Genomic DNA, 22,266 nt, shown 5'->3' with positions numbered 1-22,266 from the left:
ATCCCTTGAAGACTACAAGGTAGATAGGCACAATGTGTAAGTGGAGTGATCCATTCAGCAAGAGTGTACTAATAGATCGAGGGCTTGACCAGGTTGAAAGCACTTGTACTCTGATTGCACAGCGCAGATTATTATTCAGTTCTGAAGGCACGTCCTTCGAAAAGAGAATAGAGAGATTGTTCAGATCCAAATCTGAACAGCCGGTGTCGATGACGGTGAGGTCCCACCTGTTCCCATTCCGAACACAGAAGTTAAGCTCACTTGTGCCGAAGATAGTTGGCTGGACACGGCCTGTGAAAATAGGTAGATGCCGGCTTCTCTGACAAAACCCCTGAGGATGAATCCTCGGGGGTTTTCTCTTGTTGCTTTTTAGTATTATAAAAAATAAACTTTGCCGCAGAACGTGCACCATACAAGTGCATGACCCTGTGGCAAAGTTTTTGTATTCAGAGGATCTGTTTTACATGGAAAGGTCGGCAATTTTCCACACGCCGGCCTCTTTTTGCAGGGTTAGCGTGCCGGGCGTTGGCTCATTGTAAGCGAGGATGATATCCGCGGTGATGGTATCTCCTTCCCGCTGTGCGGCATTCGCTTTCGGTTCCAGAGGCCAGCCCATCTCATAGGCGTCCGCCCGGTAGAGGACGCCGTCTTTTTCGGCCAGAATGCCCGTCGTCTCGGTGCAGTAAGACAGGATTTCCTCTGCCTTGGATGGGACATAGACCCGGTTCAGCACTTCTTTGAAGTCCGCCATGGTCTGAAGTTCCGGGTCGTTTACCCGGAAGAACAGTGTTCCCCCCACCTCGATGGAATCGGTCCAATCCAGTTCCACCATGCCGGTATAGGCCATTGCCTGCACTTTGTTATAATCATCTGCCAGAGAAGACAAAGCCTCGTTGGTGATCTGCACCGGGGAAGTGCTGTGCCGATATCCGAGGCAGGCCGCGGCAGCGCAGACGACAATGGCGGTTCCAAGAACGATCCACTGTTTTCTCATGAAGTTACTCCTTTCCAGATGATTGTTTGGGCTTGTTGTGATGTTCTATCACAAACATGACCACACTTGCGGCCGACAGGATGCCGTAGACATTCACCATAGAACTGCCGATGGACTGCCATTCGGTTAGCTGGAAAAAGTCGATAACGAAAATACAGGTGAACAGGAGCAGGGTGAGAAGAATCCAGAAAAACAGAATACGCTTTTGCTTTTTGGACAGAGGGGTCATCGCTTTTCACTCCTTTCAAAGCAGAACCCGGAGCAGGATGTAGACCCAAAGGGTGGCCGCAGCAATGCCCAGGACAGCATAGAAAAGGAATTTGCCTTTGGGCACAGGGGCGTTTTCTTTTTCGGCCCGCACCAAATCCTGAACCATAAAGGTCTTGGCGGTGCTGAGTCCACCGAACGCAAAAACAGTCCAGGTCCCAAAGGGCTGCCAGGCTGTAAAGCTGCCAAGGCCGATGATGAGAATGGACAGAATCATTCCGGCGGCCGCGACACACAACATCAGATTAAGCCGTTTGCGCCATGTTTGGTAGATGGTTGGATTGGACATAGTCTTTCACCTCTGGATGATGCAGATGGGGTGTGCGGGTGATTTATCCCTGCATGGGAAGGGCCTCCTTTTTCCGATGCAATGCCGAAAGAAAATTCTTTCAATTCCATTATAACAAAAATAGGTTGCAGGTACAATGAAAAGGAGCGCCTGAAACGATGTATTTCAGCCGCAGCGTCCCCTTTCGGCTTTCGGACCGGAAGGGGATTTTTTGCCGGCTCCCCTTGACAATGCTGTGTTGATTGAATATAATGTACTTAGTCAATAAGTACACTTAATGACAGAGGAGGAGCGCTGTGGAAATCATCATCAGCTCCAACACAGGCAAACCGATCTATGAGCAGATCACCTCTCAGATCAAGGCCATGATCATGAGCGGCGAGCTCAAGACCGGCGACCCCATCCCGTCCATGCGGGCGCTGGCCAAATCCACCCACGTCAGCGTCATCACGGTGCAGAAGGCCTATGAGGACTTGCAGCGGGATGGCTTCATCGAGACCACGGTGGGACGGGGCAGCTTTGTGTCGGCACAGAACAAGGACTTTTATCAGGAGGAACAGCAGCGGCAGGCCGAAGAACACCTGCAGGCGGCTGCCGACATTGCCCGGACCAGCGGGATTCCGCTGGAAACGTTGATCCAGGTACTGACACTGTTTTACCAGGAGGGCGAGTGACCATGGATGCGATCTTAGAGGTAAAGGACCTGACCAAGCAGTACGACGGCTTCACGCTGGACCACGTGTCCTTCACGGTGCCGGGAGGCTGCATCATGGGCCTGATCGGCGAGAACGGCGCCGGCAAGAGCACCACCATCAAGGCGATACTGGACCTGATTCATAAAGATGAGGGAAAGGTGACCTTCTGGGGCAAAGACCTGGCCCAGGCTCCTGAGATGAAAGAGGACATCGGGGTGGTGTTCGACGGCATCAGCTTTTACGAGACCCTGACCCCCGCCCGGGTGGGCCGTATCCTAAGCGAGGCCTACAAAAACTGGGACGATAACCTTTACAAAGAGTATTTGCAGCGCTTTTCTCTCCCCGCGGACAAGGAAATCAAGGGCCTGTCCAAGGGAATGAAGGCCAAGTTGAGCATTGCGGCGGCCCTGGGCCACCGGCCCAAGTTCCTGATTCTGGACGAGGCCACCAGCGGCCTGGACCCGGTGATGCGGGACGATATGCTGGACGTGTTTCTGGAGTTTGTCCAGGACGAGGAACACAGCATCCTCATGTCCTCCCACATCACCACCGACCTGGAAAAGGTGGCGGATTACATCACCTTCATTCACCAGGGGCAGATGATGTTCTGCAAGTCCAAGGACGAGCTGCGGTACCGCTACGGCGTGGTCCGGTGCGGCGCGGCGGTTTTCGGCCAGATGGACAGCGCTGACGTGCTGGCCTGGCGGAAAGAGGCCTACCAGTGGGACGTCCTGGTGCCCGACAAGGAAAAAGCCCGCCGCCTGTATAAAAACGCCGTGGTGGACGACGCCACCATCGACGACATCCTTCTTCTGTATGTGAAAGGGGAGCGGTCCAAATGAAAAGTCTGGTGCTGAAAGACCTGTACAACATTGTACACAATGTAAAATCCATGCTGTTTATCCTGATTGTATGGGCAGTGGGATTTGTGCCCACCTCCGGCACAGGCGGCTATCTGGTGATGTGCACCATTCTGTGCAGCATGATGACGGTGACCACCTTTACGTTTGACGACATGGCCGGCTGGACTCCCTATGCCCTGGTGATGCCGGTGACCCGCCGGGAAATCGTCCTGGCCAAGTATGCCGTGCTGGCGGTGTTCTGCACCGCGGGCAGCCTGTTTGGCCTGCTGGTGGGCGGCATCGGCGGCTTTGCGATGGGGGAGTACACCGTGGGGGTTCAGGCCTTCGCCGAGCTGGCCGCCCTGGCTCTGGTGAGCTGGGCGGTGGCCTTTGCCATGGGCAGCGTGGCCATTCCGCTGGTGTACCGGTTCGGCGCCGAACGGGCCCGGGTCTTGCTGCTGGTGTCCTTCCTGATTCCGGCGGCCCTGTGCGCCGCCGTGTATGGGGTGCTGTGGGCCGCGGGCATTCCGCTCAGCGAGGAAATGGTAATGGCGCTGTTCTGCGCCTCGCCCCTGCTGGCTCTGGCCTGGGGCGCAGCCATGTACCGCGCCGCCTGCGGCATCTTCGCCAAAACGGAATGCTGAAAAGAAAATAACCCACCCTCCCCGCTTTTCCGTCCCAGGAAAGGCGGGGATTTTTTGATGATGAATCGGGCAAAGGATGTGACAGCCCGGGAGGATTTTGTTATAATAAAAGGGAAGAAAGATGAAAGGAAGTGTCTCGGATGAAGAAAAGCGCGGTTGTGTTCTGGGTGGTGGTAGCGGTTCTGGCAGGGGTACTGGTGGGCATGTCCCTGGGGCTTTTCCCCTCCATCGAGACCAGACCGTCGCCCAGGGCGGTCGGGGGCATTCTGGCCGCCGCCTTTGTGATGCGGTGGCTGCGGCTCTTTTTGCAGAGACACTCCAGAAAAAAGTAAACGGACACATAAAAAGCCCCCGCCATTTCCTCTCACGGAAGGGCGGGGGCTGTCTTTATAAGGGGAACAATCAGTTGTCGTCCATCTTCCGCAGGCCGATGACCTGGGAGACCGGCAGCGAGAAGCAGATGGCGCCGGCCTTGGTGCCTGCGCCGGTGGTCTTGTTGATGGCGGTCATGATGGCGGCCTTCTGCTGGGCCGTGGCCACAATGTACAGGATATCCTTCTCCTCGGCCAGCGAGACGCCGAAGAACTTTTCCGCCTGTTTGGTGCCGGTGCCGCGGGCGTGCAGGACGGTGCCGCCGCCGGCGCCCGCGGTGCGGGCCGCGTCCATGACGGCGTCCGAATAGCCCTCGTTCAGGACGGCGATGATGAGCTCGTGCTCAAAGTTCATGTCGGGTGCACCCCCGGCGGGGGTCTTGTTGCCGGTGAGATATGCCAAGGTTCTCCCTCCTCCTACGCTTTTGATGGGGACAGTCAGCATGATGCCGTTGCCCGGAATGTCCATGAACAGCTTCCGCTTGGCGGCGCGGAACAGCTGGCGGGTGCTCTCGCCGTCCGCCACCGTGGAGACGATAGCCTTTTCGGTGTTGGACAGGCCATAGATGGACAGCTGCTCGCTGGTAGCGGTGCCTTTGCCCAGCATGGCCAGGCCCATGTTCAGTTCCAGGCTCTGAAACAGGGCGGCCAGCTCCTGAATCTGGTCCCGGTCGGTGATGCTGATGACATAGTTGAGCTCCATTCAGGCCACCTCCCACAGTTCAATGATTTCGTCGTCACCATAAACCGGCAGGGGCTGGGCGGCAGGAGCCACCGAGCGGCGCAGCTTGATGACGTAGATGGCGCCCATCACCTGGACGGTGATCAGGGGCATCATGGCCACCAGCGCCACCAGGCCAAAGGCGTCGGTCATAATGTTGCCCCCCAGCACGTTGCAGGCGCCCATGGCAAAGGGCAGCATAAAGGTGGCAGTCATGGGGCCGGAGGCCACGCCGCCCGAGTCAAAGGCGATGGCCGTAAAGATGGGCGGCACTACAAAGGTGAGGGCCAGAGCGATCAGGTAGCCGGGAATCAGGATCCACAGGATGGGCAGCCCGGTCAGTACCCGCAGCATGGCCAGGCCGTTGGCGGTGGCCACTGCGATGCACAGGCTCAGGCCCATGGCCCGGGCCGAGATGGCGCCGCTGGTCAGGTCCTCCACCTGCTTGTTCAGGACGTGGACCGCCGGCTCGGCGTTGATGATGAACCAGCCCATCAGCACCGCCAGGGGCACCAGCAGCATGCCCATGCCCTGGGCCACCATCTCGCCGCCCAGCACATAGCCCAGGGACGAGAAACCCACGTTGACGCCGGTGAGGAACAACACCAGGCCCACATAGGTGTAGACGATGCCCACCATGATGCGGGCCAGCTGGGGCATGGGCAGCCGCAGGGCCGCAAACTGGAACAGGATAAAGAACACAAAGATGGGGGCCAGAGCCGAGGCCACCTCCATCATGTATTCGGGCAGGGCCTCCAGATACCCCCAGCCCAGGCTGGTGGAGTCCTCGAACTGGGCGATAACCATGCTGGAGGAGCCGGTGCTGCCGGGGTAAAGGAAACCCAGCAGCAGGACCGCCAGGATGGGCCCGATAGAGCACAGAGCTACCAGGCCGAAGCTGTCGTCCTTGGCCTTTTCGTCGCTGCGGATGGAGGCCACGCCTACGCCCAGAGCCATCACAAAGGGGACGGTCATGGGGCCGGTGGTGACGCCGCCCGAGTCAAAGGACACCGACAAAAAGCCGGGGTCGGACAGGGCGGTCAGGGCGAACACCGCCCCGTAAAACACCAGCAGAAGCCAGCGCAGGGGGATGCCCAGCAGGATGCGGACCATGCTGACCATCAAAAACAGGCCCACGCCCACCGACACGGTGAAGATCAGGGCGGTGCGGTCGATGGCGGGGACGTTGGTGGCCAGGACCTGGAGGTCCGGCTCGGCCACCGTGATCACCACGCCCATGATGAAGCTGAGAAGCAGAATCAGCCAGATGTTGCGGGACTTGGTCAGCCGTGCGCCGATCAGAATGCCGATCTGGCTCATGGACTGCTCAGACCCCAGGGTGAACAGGGCCATGCCCACAATAATCATGGCGGTGCCCACCAAAAAGGCCAGCAGCAGACCCGATTCCACCGGCACAAAGAAAAAGCACAGGACGCTGACAATCAGCGCAATGGGCAGGACTGAATCCACCGCTTCCTTCAGCTTTTCGTAAAGTACGTTTTTTCGGATCAAATCGTTCTCCTTTCTCTGAAAAAATTGTGTGTGCGCTTCACTTCAGTATACCATATCAGCGTCCGGATGGCAAATCAGGGGAAAAATTGCCTCTCAAATTTCACCCGCACCCTTCATACAATGCAGCAGGGGAGAAGCCAAGCACCACGCTGCCGCCCCGGCGGGCCGAAAATCCCGCTCTCCGGGCGAAAATTTACTCCGATTCCCCCTTGACACCGGCGCGCAGCTGTGGTAAAATCATCGGGTAAAGAAAGCAGCTACGGCCATGCCGCGCTCGCCTTGTGGGTTTTTCAGGCCCCGGGCTATACGGAATCCAGCCCAGAAGTTTCGTTGGGCTGTGTTTTTGTGTGGGTTTGTGCGCGGCTGTCCGAGAAATTGGATGGCCGCGTTTTCTACGTTGACTTGATGGATTATTGTTTGGAGGTGTATCGACAATCGCTACCACTGGAAAATCGAAGGAACTCGAGATCAATGGTCAGATCCGTGATCGTGAAGTTCGTCTGATCGGAGCAGACGGCGCACAGCTGGGCGTCGTCAACATCCAGGCGGCCATGCGTGCCGCAGAGGAAGCCGGGCTGGATCTGGTAAAGATTGCACCGCAGGCCAAGCCCCCCGTGTGCAAACTGCTGGACTACGGCAAGTACCGCTTCGAGCAGCAGAAGAAGGAGAAGGAAGCCAAGAAGAACCAGAAAGTGGTCGAGGTCAAGGAGACCCGCCTTTCGCTCAATATTGACACCAACGACTTCAATACCAAGGTGACCCAGGCAGGCAAGTTCCTGTCCGCAGGCCACAAGGTGAAGGCCTCGATTCGTTTCCGTGGCCGCGAGATGGCGCACAGCGCCCTGGGCGCAGATGTGCTCAAGCGCTTCGCCGCTGCACTGCCGCAGGCGTCGATGGATAAACCGCCGGTCCTGGAAGGGCGCACCATGTCCATTCTGTTGACCCCGAAACCCAATAAGGACTGATTATTAGGAGGATACCGAAAATGGCTAAGATGAAACTGAAGACCCATTCCGGCGCAAAAAAGCGCTTTAAGCTCACCAAGAATGGCAAGATCAAGCGCGGCCACGCCTTCCGCAGCCATATCCTGACCAAGAAGACCACCAAGCTCACCCGCGGCTATCGTCAGCCCTGCTACGTGGACAGCACCAACGCCGCTACCCTGAAGCGGATGCTGCCCTACGGCTGATTGCCCCGTCTGTGTGTGACAGGACCTGAGATTTGATCGTTAAAAGGAGATAGAAAAAATGGCACGTATTAAAGGCGCTACGATGACTCACAAACGTCGCAAGAAGATGCTCAAGCTCGCTAAGGGCTTCTACGGCTCCAAGAGCAAGCATTTTAAGATGGCCAAGCAGCAGGTCATGAAGAGCGGCAACTACGCTCTGGCTGGCCGCCGCATGAAGAAGCGTCAGTTCCGCAACCTGTGGATCTGCCGCATCAACAACGCTGTTCGTCCTCTGGGCATGAACTACTCCACCTTCATGGCTGGCCTGAAGAAAGCTGGCATCGAGCTCAACCGCAAGATGCTCAGCGAGATGGCCATCAATGATCCGGGCAGCTTCGCCGCTCTGGTCGAGAGCGTCAAGAACGCCTGATTAAAGCTTATCCAGACGCCCGCGCGTATACGCGGGCGTCGATTTTGTATGTGTTGGAATGCAAGGCCCTGAACGCCTGGCAGGCAGACAGAACAGGGCCCGAGCCCTGCCGCGGCACAACCGCCCGGCGGGACGGCCCTGTTTTTGTTTTCCTGTCTGCCGCGTGAGGAGGATGACCATGGACGAAAAGATCACCAGCCGGGACAACGCCAGGATCAAATACGCCTGCCGCCTGTCCGCCAGCGCGGCGTTCCGCCGCAGCGAGGGCCGCTTTTTCGCCGAAGGGCGCAAGCTCTGCCCCGAGCTGGCCAAGGGCGCAGAGCTGGAAATACTGTTTTATACCGCTGCCGCGGCCGAGAAATGCCCCGAGCTGTTCGGCCTGTCCGGCCAGCACTACCTGGTGGAGGACCATGTGGCCGACAAGCTGGCCGGGGTTCCCGCCCATCAGGGAGTGTTCGGGGTGTTCCGCACCCCGGTCCACACCCTGGACGAGGTGAAGGCCGGGGGCCGCTATCTGGCTTTGGAATCGGTGCAGGACCCCGGCAATGTGGGCACCCTGCTGCGCAGCGCGGCGGCCTTCGGGTTTGACGGGGTGATCCTGTCGGAGGGGTGCGCCTCTCCCTATGCCCCCAAGACCCTGCGGGCCTCCATGGGGGCGGCGGTGCAGCTGCCGGTGATTGAGGCGGGGGAGATGCCCCCGGTCATCGCCCAGCTGCGGGCCAAAGGGGTGGAATGCCTGGCGGCGGCCCTCTACCACTCCCAGCCCCTGGGCGCCGCCCAGACGGCGGGCCCCGGCGGGGTCTGTGTGGTGATTGGCAGCGAGGGCCAGGGCCTCACCGAGGCCACCATCGCCGCCTGTGACCGGACCGTCCGCATCCCCATGACCGACCGGGTAGAAAGCCTCAACGCGGGGATTGCGGGCAGCATTCTGCTGTGGCATTTCCGGGGGGCCGGCCTGTGATCCCCCCGGAAGAAGGGGAGCAGCTGGGGCTTTTCCCCAAGGAGGCAACCCCCGAGCCGCTGCTGTGCTGGCTCTGGCTGGCCCATACCCTGGGCTTTGCCAGCCCCCGGGCCGAACGGGTGGTGGACTGGTGCGACGACCCTGTCCGCATCTGGGAGGAACGGGACAGCCTGGCCTTTCGGGAGGCGGCCGGACCTTCGGCGGCCCGCCGCGCCGTGGCCCCCGGAAACACCCCCTGGGCCTTTCGGACGGTGGTGACCCAGTGCCAGCGGCTGGGGATTCATATTCTGACCTATGACCACCCCGACTACCCCCTGGCCCTGACCCGTATTCCGGACCTGCCCCTGGTGCTCTACTGCACCGGGGACCCCTCCTGGCTCAACGCCCCCAACCTGGTGGGAATGGTAGGCAGCCGCCGCCCCGACAACTATGGCCGCTGGGGCGCTTCCTCCCTGGGCCAGGATCTGGCCCGCAGCGGGGTGGTGATTGTCAGCGGCCTGGCCGACGGCCTGGACAGCGAGTGCCATCAGGCCGCCGTGGACGTCCATGCCCCCACCATCGGGGTGCAGGGGGTGCCCATCGACCGGACCTATCCCGCATCCAACCGGATGCTGCGGACCCATATCGAGGATTACGGCTGCGTCATCGGGGAATATGGCCCCGGGGAGGAGACCCACGTCCGCAGCAGCTTTTTGCAGCGCAACCGTTTGATTGCGGGCCTGGTGCAGGCTTTGGTGGTGGTGCAGGCCCGGGAGAAGAGCGGCACCATGTCCACCGTGGGCCACGCCGAGCGGTATGGCCGCCCGGTGTACGCCCTGCCCGGCGACGCCAGCCGGGAAAATTCCAGCGGCACCAACCGGCTGATCCAGACCGGGCGGGCCAAAATGATCCTCTGTGCCGGGGACCTGCTGGAACAGCTGGGGCTGGAGGAAACCGCGCCGGCCCCGGCGAAGGCGCCCGCCCTCTCGGACAAGGAGCGCCGGGTGCTGGCCTGCCTGAAGCAGGAGCCAGCCAGCCTGGAGGATTTGTCCGCCGGCTGCGGGCTGGAAGCCGCCGCCCTGTCGGCGGTGCTGATGAGCCTGGAACTGTGCGGTTATGTCAAGTCTCTGCCGGGGCAGCGGTATATCCGGCTGTGAGGCGGGGAAATGCAAGGAGAGATACAGCGGCCTCCGCGGGCCGCGATTTGAAATAGATTTTCAGCCATCTGGATATAGTATTGCAAGAAGGCCCCGGGTCCCACCGACCCAAGACAGGGGCAGATCGAGGTAAGAGAAAGAATGGCGAAACTGGTTATTGTGGAATCGCCCGCCAAGGCGAAGACCATCGGCAAATACCTGGGCAAGGATTATGAGGTGACGGCCAGCATGGGCCACATCCGGGACCTGCCCACCTCCCAGCTTGGCATTGATGTGGAGCACGACTATACGCCCCAGTACATCAATATCAAGGGCAAGGAGAAACTCATCAAGGAGCTGAAGGCCAAGGCCAAGAAGGCCGACGGCATCCTGCTGGCCACCGACCCGGACCGTGAGGGCGAGGCCATCAGCTGGCATCTGGCCAGCCTGCTGGGCATCGACCCCAAGGAGTCCAACCGCGTGACCTTCGACGAGATCACCAAGAAGGGCGTCAAGGAGGGCATGGCCCATCCCCGGCCCATCGATGAGGATCTGTTCAACGCCCAGCAGGCCCGCCGCGTGCTGGACCGCCTGGTGGGCTATAAGCTGAGCCCCTTCCTGTGGCGGAAGATCCGCCGGGGCCTGTCGGCGGGCCGCGTCCAGAGCGTGGCCGTCCGCCTCATCGACGACCGGGAGAAGGAGATCGAAGCCTTTGTCCCCGAGGAATACTGGAACGTGGACGCCACCCTCTCGGCCGGCGGGAAAAAGTTCACCGCCCGCCTGGCTTCGGACGCCGCCGGCAAAAAGCTGCTGCCCCGCACCGAGGCCGAGGCCCGCGCCATTGAGCAGGGCCTGAAGGGCGCCGCCTACACGGTGGGTGAGCTCAAGCGGGGCAAGCGCACCAAACAGCCCACCCCCGCCTTCATCACCAGTACCCTCCAGCAGGAGGCGTCCCGGCGGCTGGGCTTCACCGCTACCCGCACCATGCGGGCCGCCCAGACTCTGTACGAAGGTGTGGATATCGCCGGCCACGGCACCATGGGTCTGATCACCTATATGCGTACCGACAGCCTCCGCATCTCGGATGAGGCGGTGGCAGCGGCCAAGGAATATATTGCGGGGGCCTATGGGGAACAGTATATCTGTCCCTACAAGCGCACCTGGAAGACCCGCAGCGCCACTGCGGCCCAGGATGCCCATGAGGCCATCCGTCCCTCCATGCCCTCCCTGACCCCCGACGAGGTGGACAAGAGCATCTCGGGGGACACCGCCAAGCTGTACCGGATGATCTGGAGCCGCTTCATGGCCAGCCAGATGGCCGACTGCCAGATGGACACCGTCTCGGTGACCGTCTTTGCAGGGGATTACCGGTTCAAGGCCAGCGGCTTCACCGTCACCTTCGACGGCTTCACCGCCCTGTACGAGGAGGCCGTGGAGGAAAAGGAGAAGAAGGAGACCGCCCTGCCGCCCCTGGAACAGGGCCAGGAACTCAAGCTGGTCCAGCTCAAGAGCGAGCAGAAGTTCACCCAGCCTCCCGCCCGCTACACCGAGGCCTCCCTCATCAAGGCCCTGGAGGAAAACGGCATCGGCCGCCCCTCCACCTACGCCCCCATCATCACCACCATCATTGACCGCGGCTATGTGGAGCGGGATCAGAAAAAGCTCAAGCCCACCCCCCTGGGCCGCACGGTGGACAGCCTGATGCTGGAACAGTTCCCCCGGATTGTGGACGTGGACTTCTCGGCCCAGATGGAAAAGAATCTGGACAAGATCGAGAGCGGCAAGGCCGACTGGCGCCAGACGGTGGATGAGTTCTACAAGAGCTTTGACTCCAGCCTCCAGGCCGCCGAAAAGAACATGGAGGGCAAGAAGATCAAGGTCCCCGACGAGCCCTCCAGCGAGGTGTGCCCCCTGTGCGGCAAGCCCATGGTCATCAAGGTGGGCAAGTACGGCAAGTTCTTGGCCTGCAGCGGGTTCCCCGACTGCCGGGGCACCAAGCGGCTGGTGAAGGACACCGGCGGCATCTGCCCCAAGTGCGGCCAGGGCCGCATGCTGGAGCGCAAGAGCGCCAAGGGCCGGATTTATTACGGCTGCGAGCGCTACCCCGACTGCGATTTTATGACCTGGGATGTACCGGTGCCCAACAAGTGCGAAAAGTGCGGCGCCACCCTGTTCCGCCACGGTTCCAAGCTGTACTGTGCGAAGGAAGGCTGCGGCTTTGAGATGCCGGTCCCCAAAGGCAACGGAAACGGATAAAGGAATGAAAGATACACTGCATGCAACCATTCTGGGGGCAGGCCTCGCCGGGTGCGAGGCGGCCCTCTGGCTGGCCGGCCAAGGGGTGGAAGTCACCCTCTGGGAACAGAAGCCGGCCCATTTTTCCCCCGCCCACAAGAGCGCCGGCTTTGCCGAGCTGATCTGCTCCAACAGCCTCAAGGCCGAGCGGCTGGATTCGGCTTCCGGCCTGCTGAAAGAGGAGATGCGCCGGATGGGCAGCAGCCTGCTGCCGGCGGCCGAGTCGGTGCGGGTGGCGGCGGGCGGCGCCCTGGCGGTGGACCGGGATGCCTTCAGCGCCCGGGTCACCGAACTGGTGGAGCAAAACCCCCATATCACCGTCCGGCGGGAGGAAGTGATCTCCATCGACGAGAGCCAGCCGGTGCTGGTGGCCACCGGCCCCCTGACCGAAGGGGCCCTGGCGGCCGAGATCGCCCGCCTGACCGGGGACAGCCGCCTGCACTTCTATGACGCGGTGGCCCCCATCGTCACCGCCGAGAGCCTGGACTATGACAAGGTGTTTGCGGCGTCCCGGTACGACCGGGGAGAGGCCGACTACCTCAACTGCCCCTTCAACAAGGCCGAATATGAGGCCTTCCACGCCGCCCTGGTGAGCGCCGAGCGGGCGCCCCTCCACGAGTTTGACCAGAACGCCCAGGCGGCCCCCGACCCCGACGCGGTGGGCAAAAAGGCCGACACCGTCACCGTCTACGAGGGCTGTATGCCCATCGAGATCATGGCCGCCCGCGGGGCGGATACCATGCGGTACGGGCCGCTGCGCCCGGTGGGCCTCACCGACCCCCGCACCGGCCACCGCCCCTGGGCCAATGTCCAGCTGCGGGCCGAGAACCGGGAGCGCACCCTCTACAACATCGTGGGCTTCCAGACCAACCTCAAGTGGGGGGAGCAGAAGCGGGTCTTCTCCATGATTCCGGGCCTGGAAAACGCCGAGTTTGTCCGCTACGGCGTCATGCACCGGAACACCTTCCTGGATGCGCCCCGGGTGCTCAGCGAGGGGCTGTACCTGAAGGACCACCCCAACGTCTTCTTTGCCGGCCAGATCACCGGCTTTGAGGGATATATGGAGAGCGCGGCCTCCGGCCTGCTGGCCGCCCGCAGCCTCTACGCCCGCCTCACCGGCGGGGCCTACATGCCGCCTCCCCCCGACACCATGTGCGGGGCCCTGATGCGGTATCTCACCACCGAAAATAAACATTTCCAGCCCATGGGGGCCAATATGGGGATTCTTCCTCCGCTGGAGGACCGTCCCCGGGACAAGCGCCTGCGCTATATGGCCCAGGCGGAACGGGCGGTGGCCAGCTTCCAGCGCTGGCTGGACGGCGGCTGCTGAGCCGCTGTGCCTCTGCCCCTGAGTCCGGCGGCTGCGCGCGGCCTGCCGGATGCGATGCCTTGCAACAGGCAGAAAGGAAGACGCTATGAAAATCATTCTGGATCTGATGGGCGGCGACAACGCCCCTCTGGCTCCTCTGGACGGAGCAGCCCAGGCCGTCAAGGAGTACGGCGTGGAGATCATCGGCCTCGGCGATGAGGCCCTGATCCGCAAGACCGCCGCCGAGAACAACATCTCTCTGGACGGCATCCAGCTGGTCAACTGCACCGAGAACATCGAGATGTGCGATGAGCCGGCCCGGGCGGTCCGCCAGAAGAAGGATTCCTCCATCGTGGTGGGCCTGAATATGCTGAAGGACGGCAAGGGCGACGCCTTTGTCTCGGCCGGCAGCACCGGCGCCCTCCATGTGGGCACCAGCCTCATTGTCCGGGCTCTGCGCGGCATCAAGCGCCCCGCCCTGGCCACCATGATCCCCGCCCAGAAGAAGGCCTATCTGCTGCTGGACTGCGGCGCCAACGTGGAGTGCCGCGCCGATATGCTCATCGCCTTCGCCGTCATGGGCACCTGCTATATGCAGCGGGTGGAAGGCCGTCAGGACCCCTCGGTGGCCCTGGTCAACAACGGCGCCGAGGAGTCCAAGGGCACCCCGCTGCTGCGTGAGGTGCACCAGATGCTGAAAAAGACCCCCGGCATCCGCTTTGTGGGCAACGTGGAGCCCCGTGACGTGCCCACCGGCAACGTGGACGTGGTGGTCTGCGACGGCTTCACCGGCAACGTGGTCCTCAAGCTCACCGAGGGCGTGGCCAAGATGATTATGGGCATGGTCAAGGGGATGTTCCTGTCCGGCCTGGCCGGCAAGCTGGCCTACCTGCTGGTCCGCGGCCAGGTGGGCAACCTGAAAAAGCAGATGGACAGCGAGGAGTACGGCGGCGCACCCTTCCTGGGCGCACGTCAGCCGGTCATCAAGGCCCACGGCTCCTCCAAGGCCAGAGGCATCAAGAACGCCATCCGCCAGGCCAAGAAGTGCGTGGAGAACGATCTGTGCGGCACCATGCAGGCCGCTCTGGATGACGCGGCCGCCGCCCATGCGTCGGACAACGCCGCAGAAAAAGAATAAAAAGGAGGGTGCAACCTATGGCGCATCCGCTCGAAAAAATCATCGGGCATACCTTCAAAAATCCTGACCTTCTCACCACCGCCCTGACCCACACCAGCTACGCCAACGAGAGCCGGGTCCCGGTGGCCCACAACGAGCGGCTGGAGTTTCTGGGGGACAGCGTCCTCCAGATTGTCTCGGCCGACTACCTGTTCCACGCCTACGCCGACCGGCCCGAGGGTGATCTGACCCGCATCCGGTCCAGCCTGGTCAGCGAGGGCGCACTGTTCCAGTTCGCCCAGGAGATTCACCTGGGAGATTACCTGCGTCTGGGCAAGGGCGAGGAGCGCTGCGGCGGTCGGGAGCGGCCCAGCGTGGTGTCGGACGCCTTTGAGGCCCTGATCGCCGCCCTCTACCTGGACGGCGGCATGGAGGTGGCCCGGGCATTCATCCTGCCCTTCATCACCGAGGGCAAACACGCCGAGGCCGACTATAAGACCCGCCTGCAGGAGATCGTCCAGCAGAACCCGGAGGAACGCCTCAGCTATATTGTGGAAAAGGAGACCGGCCCCGACCACGACAAGCATTTCGTGGTGGCGGTGCGGTTCAATTCGGACTGCGTGGCCCGGGGCGAGGGCCGGAGCAAAAAGGCCGCCGAGCAGCACGCCGCCCGGGAGGCCCTCAAGCTGCTGGGCGTCCTCGGGGAAAACTGACCGATGGTATTAAAAGAGCTGGAGATCCAGGGCTTCAAGAGCTTCCCGGACAAGGTCAAGATCACCTTTGACAAGGGGGTCACCGGGGTGGTGGGGCCCAATGGCTCGGGCAAAAGCAACCTGTCCGACGCGATCCGCTGGGTGCTGGGCGAGACCAGCAGCCGCCAGCTGCGCAGCGCCGGCAAGATGGAGGATGTCATCTTCGGCGGAACGCGGCGCCGGGGGGCCATGGGCTACGCATCGGTCCGGCTGACGCTGGACAATGCCGACCACACCCTGGACCTGGAGGCCGACCAGGTGGTGATCGGCCGGCGGTACTACCGCTCGGGAGACAGCGAATACACCATCAACGGCCAGGTCTGCCGCCTGAAAGACATCTACGAACTGCTGCTGGACACCGGCATCGGCCGGGATGGCTATTCCATCATCGGCCAGGGCCAGATCGCCGAGATTGTGGCGGCCAAGGGCAGCGAGCGGCGGGAGATTTTTGAGGATGCCTGCGGCATCGCCAAGTACCGCTACCGCAAAAACGAGGCCGAACACCGCCTCGCCGCCGCCGAGGCCAATCTGGAACGGCTGCGGGATATCCTGGCCGAGCTGGAAAGCCGGGTGGGCCCCCTGGCCAAGGAAGCCGAAAAGGCCAAGGCCTATCTGGCTCTGGCGGACCGGCGCAAAAGTCTGGAGATCACCCTCTGGGTGGAAAATATCCGGGCCGCCCGGGCCGCGCTGCAGCAGCTGCGGCGGGACTACGACACCGCCCAGGCCGCCTGGGAGCGCCACGACAAAAAGGACAAGGCATTGCAGCAGGAGGCTGAGGAGATCCGTATGCAGGCACAGCGTCTCACGGTGGAGATCGAGCGCCTGAATGGGGATATCCGCAGTATCACCCAGCAGATCAGCGGCAGCGACAGCCGGATTGCGGTGCTGGAAAACGACCGGGTTCACGCCCGCCAGAGCGCCGAGGCCCTGCGCCAGGAGCTGGCCCAGGGCCAGACCGAGCAGGAGGCCGCCGCCGCGGAACTGGACCGGCAGAAGGCCGCCGCCGCACAGATGGAGCAGGAGGCCGCCGCCCTGGCCCGGGAGATGGAGGAGCTGAGCGGTCAGCTGGCCGCCCTGCAGAGCCGCACCGATGCGGCCAGCGCCCGCCAGGAAGAGCTGCGGGCCCGGCTCAGCGATGTGACCGCCCGGGAGACGGCGGCCCGGGTGGAGGAGGCCGCAGCCCATGCCGCCGCCGAATCGGCCCGCAGCCGCCTGCCTGAAGCCCAGGCGGGGGCGAAAGCCCAGATGAATCAGCTGGCCCAGCTGGAAGAAAACCAGGCCGACACCCGGAAGTATCTGGAGATGCTGGCCGCCGGCGAAAAGCAGCTGGCCAACGTCCGGGCGGGCCTGACCCTCAAGCTGAACAGCCGCCGGAAGGCTCTGGCCGCCGCCGAGGAGGCGGAGCGGGAGCTCTCCCGCAGCCGGGACGCCGCCGCGCAGCGGCTGTCGGTGCTGAAAGAGCTGGAAAAGAACATGGAAGGCTACCAGCACTCGGTCCGTGCCGTGATGCAGGCCGCCGCAGGGGGACGCCTGCGGGGGATCATCGGGCCGGTGTCCTCCATCCTGACGGTGGAGGCCGGGTGTGAGCTGGCGGTGGAAACCGCCCTGGGCGCCGCCATGCAGAACATTGTGGTAGAGAACGAGGCCGCCGCCAAAGCAGGCATCGCCCTGCTGCGGCGGGAAAACGCCGGCCGGGCCACCTTCCTGCCCCTGGACACCGTTCAGCCGGGACTGTTCCGGGGCGAATTGCCCCTGTCGGCCCGGCTGGCCAGCAGCCTGGTGCGGGCGGACAGCCGGTATCAGAACATTGTCTCCAACCTGCTGGGCCGGATTGTGGTGGTGGAGGACATCAACGCCGCGGGCAAGGTGGCCCGCGCCCTCCAGTACCGCAACCGGGTGGTCACCATGGACGGCCAGGTGGTCAACGCCGGCGGCAGCTTTACCGGCGGCAGCGTCCAGCGGTCGGCGGGCCTGTTCACCCGCCGGCAGGAGATTCAGGAACTGAAAGAAAAACTGGCCCGGCTGGAACAGGACTGCGCCGCCGCCCGCCAGAAAACCGCCCAGTGCAAGAGCCAGGCCGATGCAGTGACCGCCGACCTGACCGCTACGGAAAGCGAGGAGCGGACCGCGGCAGAGGACCGGGTCCGGGCCGAGGCCGAGCGCAAGCGGCTGGAACTGGCGGTGGAACAGGCCCGGGAGAACGCCGGACAGCGTTCCGCCGAGGCCCAGGCCCTGGAGGCGGAAGCCGCCGCCCAGGAACAGGCCGCCCAACAGGCCGCCGCCCGGCGGGAAGCTCTGGCCGGAGAGGCTGAACAGCTCACCGGCGAGCTGGCCCGCCTGACCCAGGGCGGGGACGACTTTGCAGCCCAGCAGAGCCGCCTGTCGGGGGCTCTGGCCCAGAAACAGCTGGACCAGCTGGCCCGGCAAAAGGATGCCGAGCTGTGCCGCAGCCGGGTGGCCGACTGGGAACAGCGGCTGGCCGAGGCCGGCGCCCGAAAAGAGACCCTGGAGGAAAACATCCGGGCTCTGGAAGCTCAGGACCAGGAGATGGTCCGGGCCATCCAGCAGGTAAAGGATGAGGCCGAACAGGGCCGGCGCACCATTCAGGAGAAGGAGGCCGCCATCCGCAAGGCTGCCGACGCCCGGATGGAACAGCAGGCCGCCGAGACCAAGGCTCAGGCCGCCGCCCGGGCCGCCGCCGAGGAACGGGAAGAAGCGGGCCGGGAGATGGCCCGCCTGTCCGAGCGCAAGAGCGCCGCAGAAGGGGAATACGACCAGCTGGCGGCCAAGCTCTGGGACGAATACCAGCTGGCCCCCACCGATGCGGCCAAATACTGCGTCGAGTATACCTCCATGGTGGCCCTGCGGGCCCAGGTGGCCGAGGTGCGGGGAAAAATCCGCGCCCTGGGCAGTGTCAACGTGGGGGCGGTGGAGGAATACCAGGAAGTCCGCACCCGCTACGACACCCTGAAAACCCAGGTGGAGGACGTGGAGGAGAGCCGCAGCCGGCTGATCCGGATGATCGGAGAGCTGAACGGCCAGATGCGGGATCTGTTCAGCCGCAACTTTGCCGCCATCAACCAGAACTTCGGCCGGGTCTTTGCCGAATTGTTCGGCGGAGGCGAGGCGTCCCTGTCCCTGGAAAACCCCGAGGACATTCTGGGCAGCGGCATCGATATCCAGGTCAGCCCCCCGGGCAAGGTGATCCGCAATCTGGAAGCCCTCTCGGGCGGAGAGCGGGCCCTGGTGGCCATCAGCATCTACTTCGCCATCCTGGCGGTGAACCCCTCGCCCTTCTGCATCCTGGACGAGATCGAGGCCGCCCTGGACGACGCCAATGTGGTGCGGTTCGCCCAGTATCTGCGGCGGATCGGGGAAAAGACCCAGTTCATCGTCATCACCCACCGCCGCGGCACCATGGAGGCCGCCGACGTCCTCTATGGCGTGACCATGCAGGAAGACGGGGTGTCCAAGCTGCTCCGGCTGGATCTGGACCAGGTGGACGCCACCCTCGTCTCATAACATACAGACCAGACAGACTTACATACTAGCAGGAGGATTCCCCCTATGGGTTTGTTCGGAAGAAAAAACAAGGAAAAGATGGAAAACGGCCTCAAAAAGACCCGCACCGGCTTTTGGGGCAACATCATCAACACCCTCACCGGGGCCGAGATCACCGACGATCTCTACGATGACCTGGAGGAACAGCTGATCCTGGCCGACGTGGGCGCCGAGGTGGCGCTCCACCTGGTGGAACGGCTGCGTGAGGAAGTGAAGAACCAGCACCTCAAGACCGGCGACCAGGCCATGGACGCCCTGCGGGAAATCCTGCGGGAGGAAATGGAGCCGGGCACCGAGATGGACCTGAGCGGCCATCCCGCCGTCATCCTGGTGATCGGTGTGAACGGCGTGGGCAAGACCACCAGCATCGCCAAGCTGGCCAACTATTACCGGGAGCAGGGCCGCCGCGTCATGCTGGCGGCAGGCGATACCTTCCGTGCCGCGGCCAGCGAACAGCTGGACATCTGGGCCGGACGGGCCGGGGTGCCCATCGTCAAGGCCGGCGAGGGCGCCGACCCGGCGGCGGTCATCTTCGACACCGTCAAGTCGGCCCAGGCCCGGGGCTATGACATGGTGATTGCCGACACCGCCGGCCGTCTGCACAACAAGGCCAACCTGATGGCCGAGCTGTCCAAGATCAGCCGCAGCGTCCGCAAGGCCGCCCCTGATGCCAGCCTGGAAACGCTGCTGGTGCTGGACGCCATCACCGGCCAGAACGCCATCAGCCAGGCCCGGGAATTCTGCCGGGCCGCCGATGCCAGCGGCATCATCCTGACCAAGCTGGACGGCACCGCCAAGGGCGGCTGCGTGGTGGCGGTCAAGCGGCGGCTGGGCCTGCCGGTGCGGTTCATTGGCGTGGGCGAGGCCATCGACGACCTGCTGCCCTTTGATGCAGCGGGCTTTGTCGAGGAGCTGCTGCCCCGCAAATGGAGGAGCTGACCATGAAAATCTGTGCAGCAACCGGCAATCCCGGCAAGCTCAAGGAGCTGCGCCGGATTCTGGAGGCCCAGGGCCATCAGGTCCTGAGCCAGAAGGAGCTGGGCCTGGACCTGGACCCCGAGGAGACCGGCACCACCTTCGCCGAGAACGCCGCCATCAAGGCGGCAGCCTTTGCGGCGGCCAGCGGCCTGCCCACCGTGGCGGATGATTCGGGCCTCTGCGTGGAGGCGCTGGACGGGGCGCCGGGGGTCTACAGCGCCCGCTACTGCGGCCATCACGGGGACGACGAGGCCAACAACGACAAGCTGCTGGAGGCCATGCGGGATGTCCCGGCGGGAAAGCGGGGCGCCAAGTTTGTCTCGGCGGTCTGCTTCCGGATGCCGGACGGCCGCACCCTGACCTGTATGGGCGAGTGCCCCGGCCAGGTGGCCTTTGACCGGCAGCCGGGGGACTATGGCTTCGGCTATGACCCCCTGTTCATCCCCGACGAGCGGGGCACCGCCGACGGCGGCAAGCGCCCCAACACCGAGGGGGACAGCTACGCCCAGCTCACCCCCGACGAAAAAGACGCCATCAGCCACCGCGGCCGCGCCCTGGAGGCGCTGGAAGCCCGGCTGGAGGCGTTCCTGCAGGAAAAGTAACGTGTGAGATCCGCCCAGGGCGGAGGACATAAAAGGAGAAATCGTATGCTGACAAGTAAACAGCGCGCCATTCTGCGCGGCAAGGCCAACACCATGGACCCGGTCTTTCAGATCGGCAAGGGCGAGATCGACCAGACCCTCATTGACGCCGTGAAGGCCTGCCTGGACGCCCGGGAGCTCATCAAGCTGAAGGTGCTGGAAACCAGTATGTACAATGCCCGGGAGGCCTCCATTGTTCTGGCTGAGGCCACCGGCGCCGACTGCGTGCAGGTGATCGGCTCCAAGTTTGTGCTGTACCTTCAGAAGAAAAAGGACAGCGCCTACGCCGACCTGCTGAAATGAAGGTCCTGCTGTATGGCGGCACCTTTGACCCGCCCCACAACGGCCACCTGAACAATTTGCAGGCGGCGGCGGAGCGGGTGAGGCCGGACCAGGTGGTGGTGATGCCGGCGGGGGTGCCCCCGCACAAGGCGGCCAGCTCCACCCCGGCGGCCCTGCGCCTGGAAATGTGCCGCTGTTTTTACGCCCTGGAAGGGACGCCGTATCTGCCCCGGATCACGGTCAGCGACTGGGAAATCCGCCAGGCGGCCGCCGGACAGCGCAACTATACCGTTCGGACCATCGAGATGCTGGGCCAGACCTATCCGGAGGCCCGGCTGTATCTGGCGGTGGGCAGCGATATGCTGGAATCCTTCCAGGCGTGGTACCGCTGGCAGGATATCCTCCGCCTGGCCCAGCTGGTGGTGGTGAGCCGGGAAATCGGGGACGACTGTGTCCTGCACAGCGCCGCCCGGGCCCTGGACCCCACCGGCAGCCGCATCCTGATGACCCAGGTGGAGGCCCTGCCCATGGCCAGCCGGGAGATCCGGCGCCGGCTGGAAGCGGGGGAGGACTGTGCCGCCGCCCTGCCGGAGCAGGTGCGGCAGGTGATCCGGCGGGAGGGGCTGTACACCGGCCCCGGCCATGAGGCCATCCCGCACCCCTGCCAGCATCCGGAACCCTGATTGGATCAAGAAAGGAAGGCTGCTCTATGGATCTGAAGGAAGCAAAAGATGTGGCCCGCAAGCGCCTGGGGGACAAGCGCTACCGTCACACCCTGAACGTGGAAAAAATGGCCGTCAAACTGGCCGAGCGTTACGGCGCCGACTGTGACCAGGCCGCTCTGGCGGCCCTGCTCCACGACACCGCCAAGGAAATGCCGGTGGCGGACCAGCTGGCGCTGCTGCGGGCCCATCCCGACCTGGCAGGGAACACCGAAAACCGCCCCACCCCCATTTGGCACGGTGTCTGCGCGGCCATCCTGGCCAAAACCGAATGGGGCGTCACCGACGAGGCGGTTCTCTCGGCGGTGGCCTGCCACACGGCGGGCAAGCCGGGGATGACCCTGCTGGACAAGATCCTCTTTCTGGCCGACATGACCAGCGCCGAGCGGGACTTCGACGGGGTGGAGGAGCTGCGGAAACTGGAGATGGAGGACATCGACCAGGCCATGTACCAGGCCCTGGACCAGTCGGTCTCCTTTGTGAAAAAGGGCGGCCGGCCCCTGGACTCCATGTCCGCCGCCGCCCGGGAGGACTTCCGCAGGATTCTGGACCAGCGGGCCTGAATTTGACCTATCCGTGAAGGTTTGTCAAAACGGATTG

At 63.1% G+C, this 22,266-nt stretch carries 24 protein-coding genes and 2 rRNA genes; 21 read left to right on the top strand and 5 right to left on the bottom strand.

All coding sequences use genetic code 11. The annotated features are described in order from the left end of the window. Positions 1–92, top strand: a 23S ribosomal RNA gene (locus tag B5G28_RS09290); the annotation flags it as partial. A gap of 107 nt (positions 93–199) precedes the next feature. Then, positions 200–316 (top strand): 5S ribosomal RNA (rrf, locus tag B5G28_RS09285). A 144-nt stretch (positions 317–460) separates the two neighbouring features. On the opposite strand, the gene B5G28_RS09280 is transcribed toward rrf, so the two are convergent. From B5G28_RS09280 to B5G28_RS09270, 3 genes are read right to left on the bottom strand one after another with little or no spacing between them, the layout of a single operon-like run. Beyond that, complete coding sequence (locus tag B5G28_RS09280) at positions 461–994, bottom strand: hypothetical protein (protein ID WP_087248125.1); 534 nt, start codon at positions 992–994, stop codon at positions 461–463. Between the two features lie 4 nt (positions 995–998). Then, positions 999–1,223 (bottom strand): hypothetical protein, encoded by a 225-nt coding sequence (locus B5G28_RS09275; protein ID WP_087248123.1) that lies wholly within the window; start codon positions 1,221–1,223, stop codon positions 999–1,001. A 15-nt stretch (positions 1,224–1,238) separates the two neighbouring features. Further along, positions 1,239–1,550: a hypothetical protein gene (locus B5G28_RS09270; protein ID WP_144265511.1), complete on the bottom strand. Its 312-nt coding sequence runs from the start codon at positions 1,548–1,550 to the stop codon at positions 1,239–1,241. A 296-nt stretch (positions 1,551–1,846) separates the two neighbouring features. Here B5G28_RS09270 and B5G28_RS09265 point away from each other — a divergent pair, with 296 nt between their 5' ends. From B5G28_RS09265 to B5G28_RS09250, 4 genes are all read left to right on the top strand, one after another. Beyond that, positions 1,847–2,224 carry a GntR family transcriptional regulator gene (locus B5G28_RS09265; protein WP_087248119.1) on the top strand — a complete coding sequence of 126 codons (378 nt, stop codon included), beginning with the start codon at positions 1,847–1,849 and terminating at the stop codon, positions 2,222–2,224. Positions 2,225–2,226: 2 nt separating this feature from the next. Continuing rightward, positions 2,227–3,087, top strand: a complete 861-nt coding sequence (locus tag B5G28_RS09260) for an ABC transporter ATP-binding protein (RefSeq protein WP_087248117.1) — start codon at positions 2,227–2,229, stop codon at positions 3,085–3,087. Then, positions 3,084–3,731, top strand: a complete 648-nt coding sequence (locus B5G28_RS09255) for an ABC-2 transporter permease (RefSeq protein ID WP_087248115.1) — start codon at positions 3,084–3,086, stop codon at positions 3,729–3,731. The genes B5G28_RS09260 and B5G28_RS09255 overlap by 4 nt, the downstream gene beginning before the upstream one ends. Before the next feature lie 140 nt (positions 3,732–3,871). After that, on the top strand, positions 3,872–4,063 hold the full coding sequence (locus B5G28_RS09250; protein ID WP_087248113.1) for a hypothetical protein: 192 nt from the start codon (positions 3,872–3,874) through the stop codon (positions 4,061–4,063). Between the two features lie 70 nt (positions 4,064–4,133). On the opposite strand, the gene B5G28_RS09245 is transcribed toward B5G28_RS09250, so the two are convergent. Both B5G28_RS09245 and B5G28_RS09240 read right to left on the bottom strand, forming a co-directional pair. Next, a complete protein-coding gene (locus tag B5G28_RS09245; RefSeq protein ID WP_087248111.1) occupies positions 4,134–4,805 on the bottom strand; it encodes a P-II family nitrogen regulator in 672 nt (223 codons plus the stop codon). Further along, positions 4,806–6,335, bottom strand: coding sequence for a DUF1538 domain-containing protein (locus tag B5G28_RS09240; RefSeq protein WP_087248109.1), 1,530 nt, complete (start codon positions 6,333–6,335; stop codon positions 4,806–4,808). Positions 6,336–6,748: 413 nt separating this feature from the next. Here B5G28_RS09240 and infC point away from each other — a divergent pair, with 413 nt between their 5' ends. From infC to yqeK, 15 genes are all read left to right on the top strand, one after another. Next, positions 6,749–7,300 (top strand): translation initiation factor IF-3, encoded by a 552-nt coding sequence (gene infC, locus B5G28_RS09235; RefSeq protein ID WP_087248107.1) that lies wholly within the window; start codon positions 6,749–6,751, stop codon positions 7,298–7,300. A 20-nt stretch (positions 7,301–7,320) separates the two neighbouring features. Continuing rightward, positions 7,321–7,524, top strand: coding sequence for a 50S ribosomal protein L35 (rpmI, locus tag B5G28_RS09230; protein ID WP_087248105.1), 204 nt, complete (start codon positions 7,321–7,323; stop codon positions 7,522–7,524). Positions 7,525–7,582: 58 nt separating this feature from the next. Then, positions 7,583–7,933: a 50S ribosomal protein L20 gene (gene rplT / locus B5G28_RS09225; protein ID WP_087248103.1), complete on the top strand. Its 351-nt coding sequence runs from the start codon at positions 7,583–7,585 to the stop codon at positions 7,931–7,933. 178 nt (positions 7,934–8,111) lie between these two features. Then, positions 8,112–8,894, top strand: a complete 783-nt coding sequence (locus B5G28_RS09220) for an RNA methyltransferase (RefSeq protein ID WP_087248101.1) — start codon at positions 8,112–8,114, stop codon at positions 8,892–8,894. After that, positions 8,891–10,030 (top strand): DNA-processing protein DprA, encoded by a 1,140-nt coding sequence (gene dprA / locus B5G28_RS09215; RefSeq protein ID WP_242962015.1) that lies wholly within the window; start codon positions 8,891–8,893, stop codon positions 10,028–10,030. The genes B5G28_RS09220 and dprA overlap by 4 nt, the downstream gene beginning before the upstream one ends. A 141-nt stretch (positions 10,031–10,171) precedes the next feature. Then, positions 10,172–12,265 carry a type I DNA topoisomerase gene (topA, locus tag B5G28_RS09210; protein WP_087248099.1) on the top strand — a complete coding sequence of 698 codons (2,094 nt, stop codon included), beginning with the start codon at positions 10,172–10,174 and terminating at the stop codon, positions 12,263–12,265. 4 nt (positions 12,266–12,269) lie between these two features. Further along, a complete protein-coding gene (trmFO, locus tag B5G28_RS09205) occupies positions 12,270–13,634 on the top strand; it encodes a methylenetetrahydrofolate--tRNA-(uracil(54)-C(5))-methyltransferase (FADH(2)-oxidizing) TrmFO (protein ID WP_087248097.1) in 1,365 nt (454 codons plus the stop codon). 85 nt (positions 13,635–13,719) lie between these two features. Next, on the top strand, positions 13,720–14,751 hold the full coding sequence (gene plsX, locus B5G28_RS09200; RefSeq protein WP_087248095.1) for a phosphate acyltransferase PlsX: 1,032 nt from the start codon (positions 13,720–13,722) through the stop codon (positions 14,749–14,751). 17 nt (positions 14,752–14,768) lie between these two features. Further along, positions 14,769–15,443: a ribonuclease III gene (gene rnc / locus B5G28_RS09195; protein ID WP_087248093.1), complete on the top strand. Its 675-nt coding sequence runs from the start codon at positions 14,769–14,771 to the stop codon at positions 15,441–15,443. Positions 15,444–15,446: 3 nt separating this feature from the next. Further along, positions 15,447–19,004 carry a chromosome segregation protein SMC gene (gene smc / locus B5G28_RS09190; protein WP_087248091.1) on the top strand — a complete coding sequence of 1,186 codons (3,558 nt, stop codon included), beginning with the start codon at positions 15,447–15,449 and terminating at the stop codon, positions 19,002–19,004. Between the two features lie 45 nt (positions 19,005–19,049). Continuing rightward, positions 19,050–19,982: a signal recognition particle-docking protein FtsY gene (gene ftsY / locus B5G28_RS09185; protein WP_087248089.1), complete on the top strand. Its 933-nt coding sequence runs from the start codon at positions 19,050–19,052 to the stop codon at positions 19,980–19,982. 2 nt (positions 19,983–19,984) lie between these two features. Continuing rightward, a complete protein-coding gene (gene rdgB, locus B5G28_RS09180; RefSeq protein ID WP_087248129.1) occupies positions 19,985–20,623 on the top strand; it encodes an RdgB/HAM1 family non-canonical purine NTP pyrophosphatase in 639 nt (212 codons plus the stop codon). Positions 20,624–20,668: 45 nt separating this feature from the next. Further along, complete coding sequence (locus tag B5G28_RS09175; protein WP_087248087.1) at positions 20,669–20,965, top strand: YhbY family RNA-binding protein; 297 nt, start codon at positions 20,669–20,671, stop codon at positions 20,963–20,965. Beyond that, on the top strand, positions 20,962–21,627 hold the full coding sequence (gene nadD / locus B5G28_RS09170; RefSeq protein WP_087248085.1) for a nicotinate (nicotinamide) nucleotide adenylyltransferase: 666 nt from the start codon (positions 20,962–20,964) through the stop codon (positions 21,625–21,627). The genes B5G28_RS09175 and nadD overlap by 4 nt, the downstream gene beginning before the upstream one ends. Before the next feature lie 26 nt (positions 21,628–21,653). Further along, a complete protein-coding gene (yqeK, locus tag B5G28_RS09165; RefSeq protein WP_087248083.1) occupies positions 21,654–22,229 on the top strand; it encodes a bis(5'-nucleosyl)-tetraphosphatase (symmetrical) YqeK in 576 nt (191 codons plus the stop codon). Positions 22,230–22,266 lie beyond the last annotated feature (37 nt).

The organism is Faecalibacterium sp. An77 (assembly GCF_002161315.1).
Taxonomy (GTDB): Bacteria; Bacillota; Clostridia; order Oscillospirales; family Ruminococcaceae; genus Faecalibacterium.
Note: the sequence above shows the minus strand (reverse complement) of the source record. Positions and strands in the feature narration are given on the sequence as shown.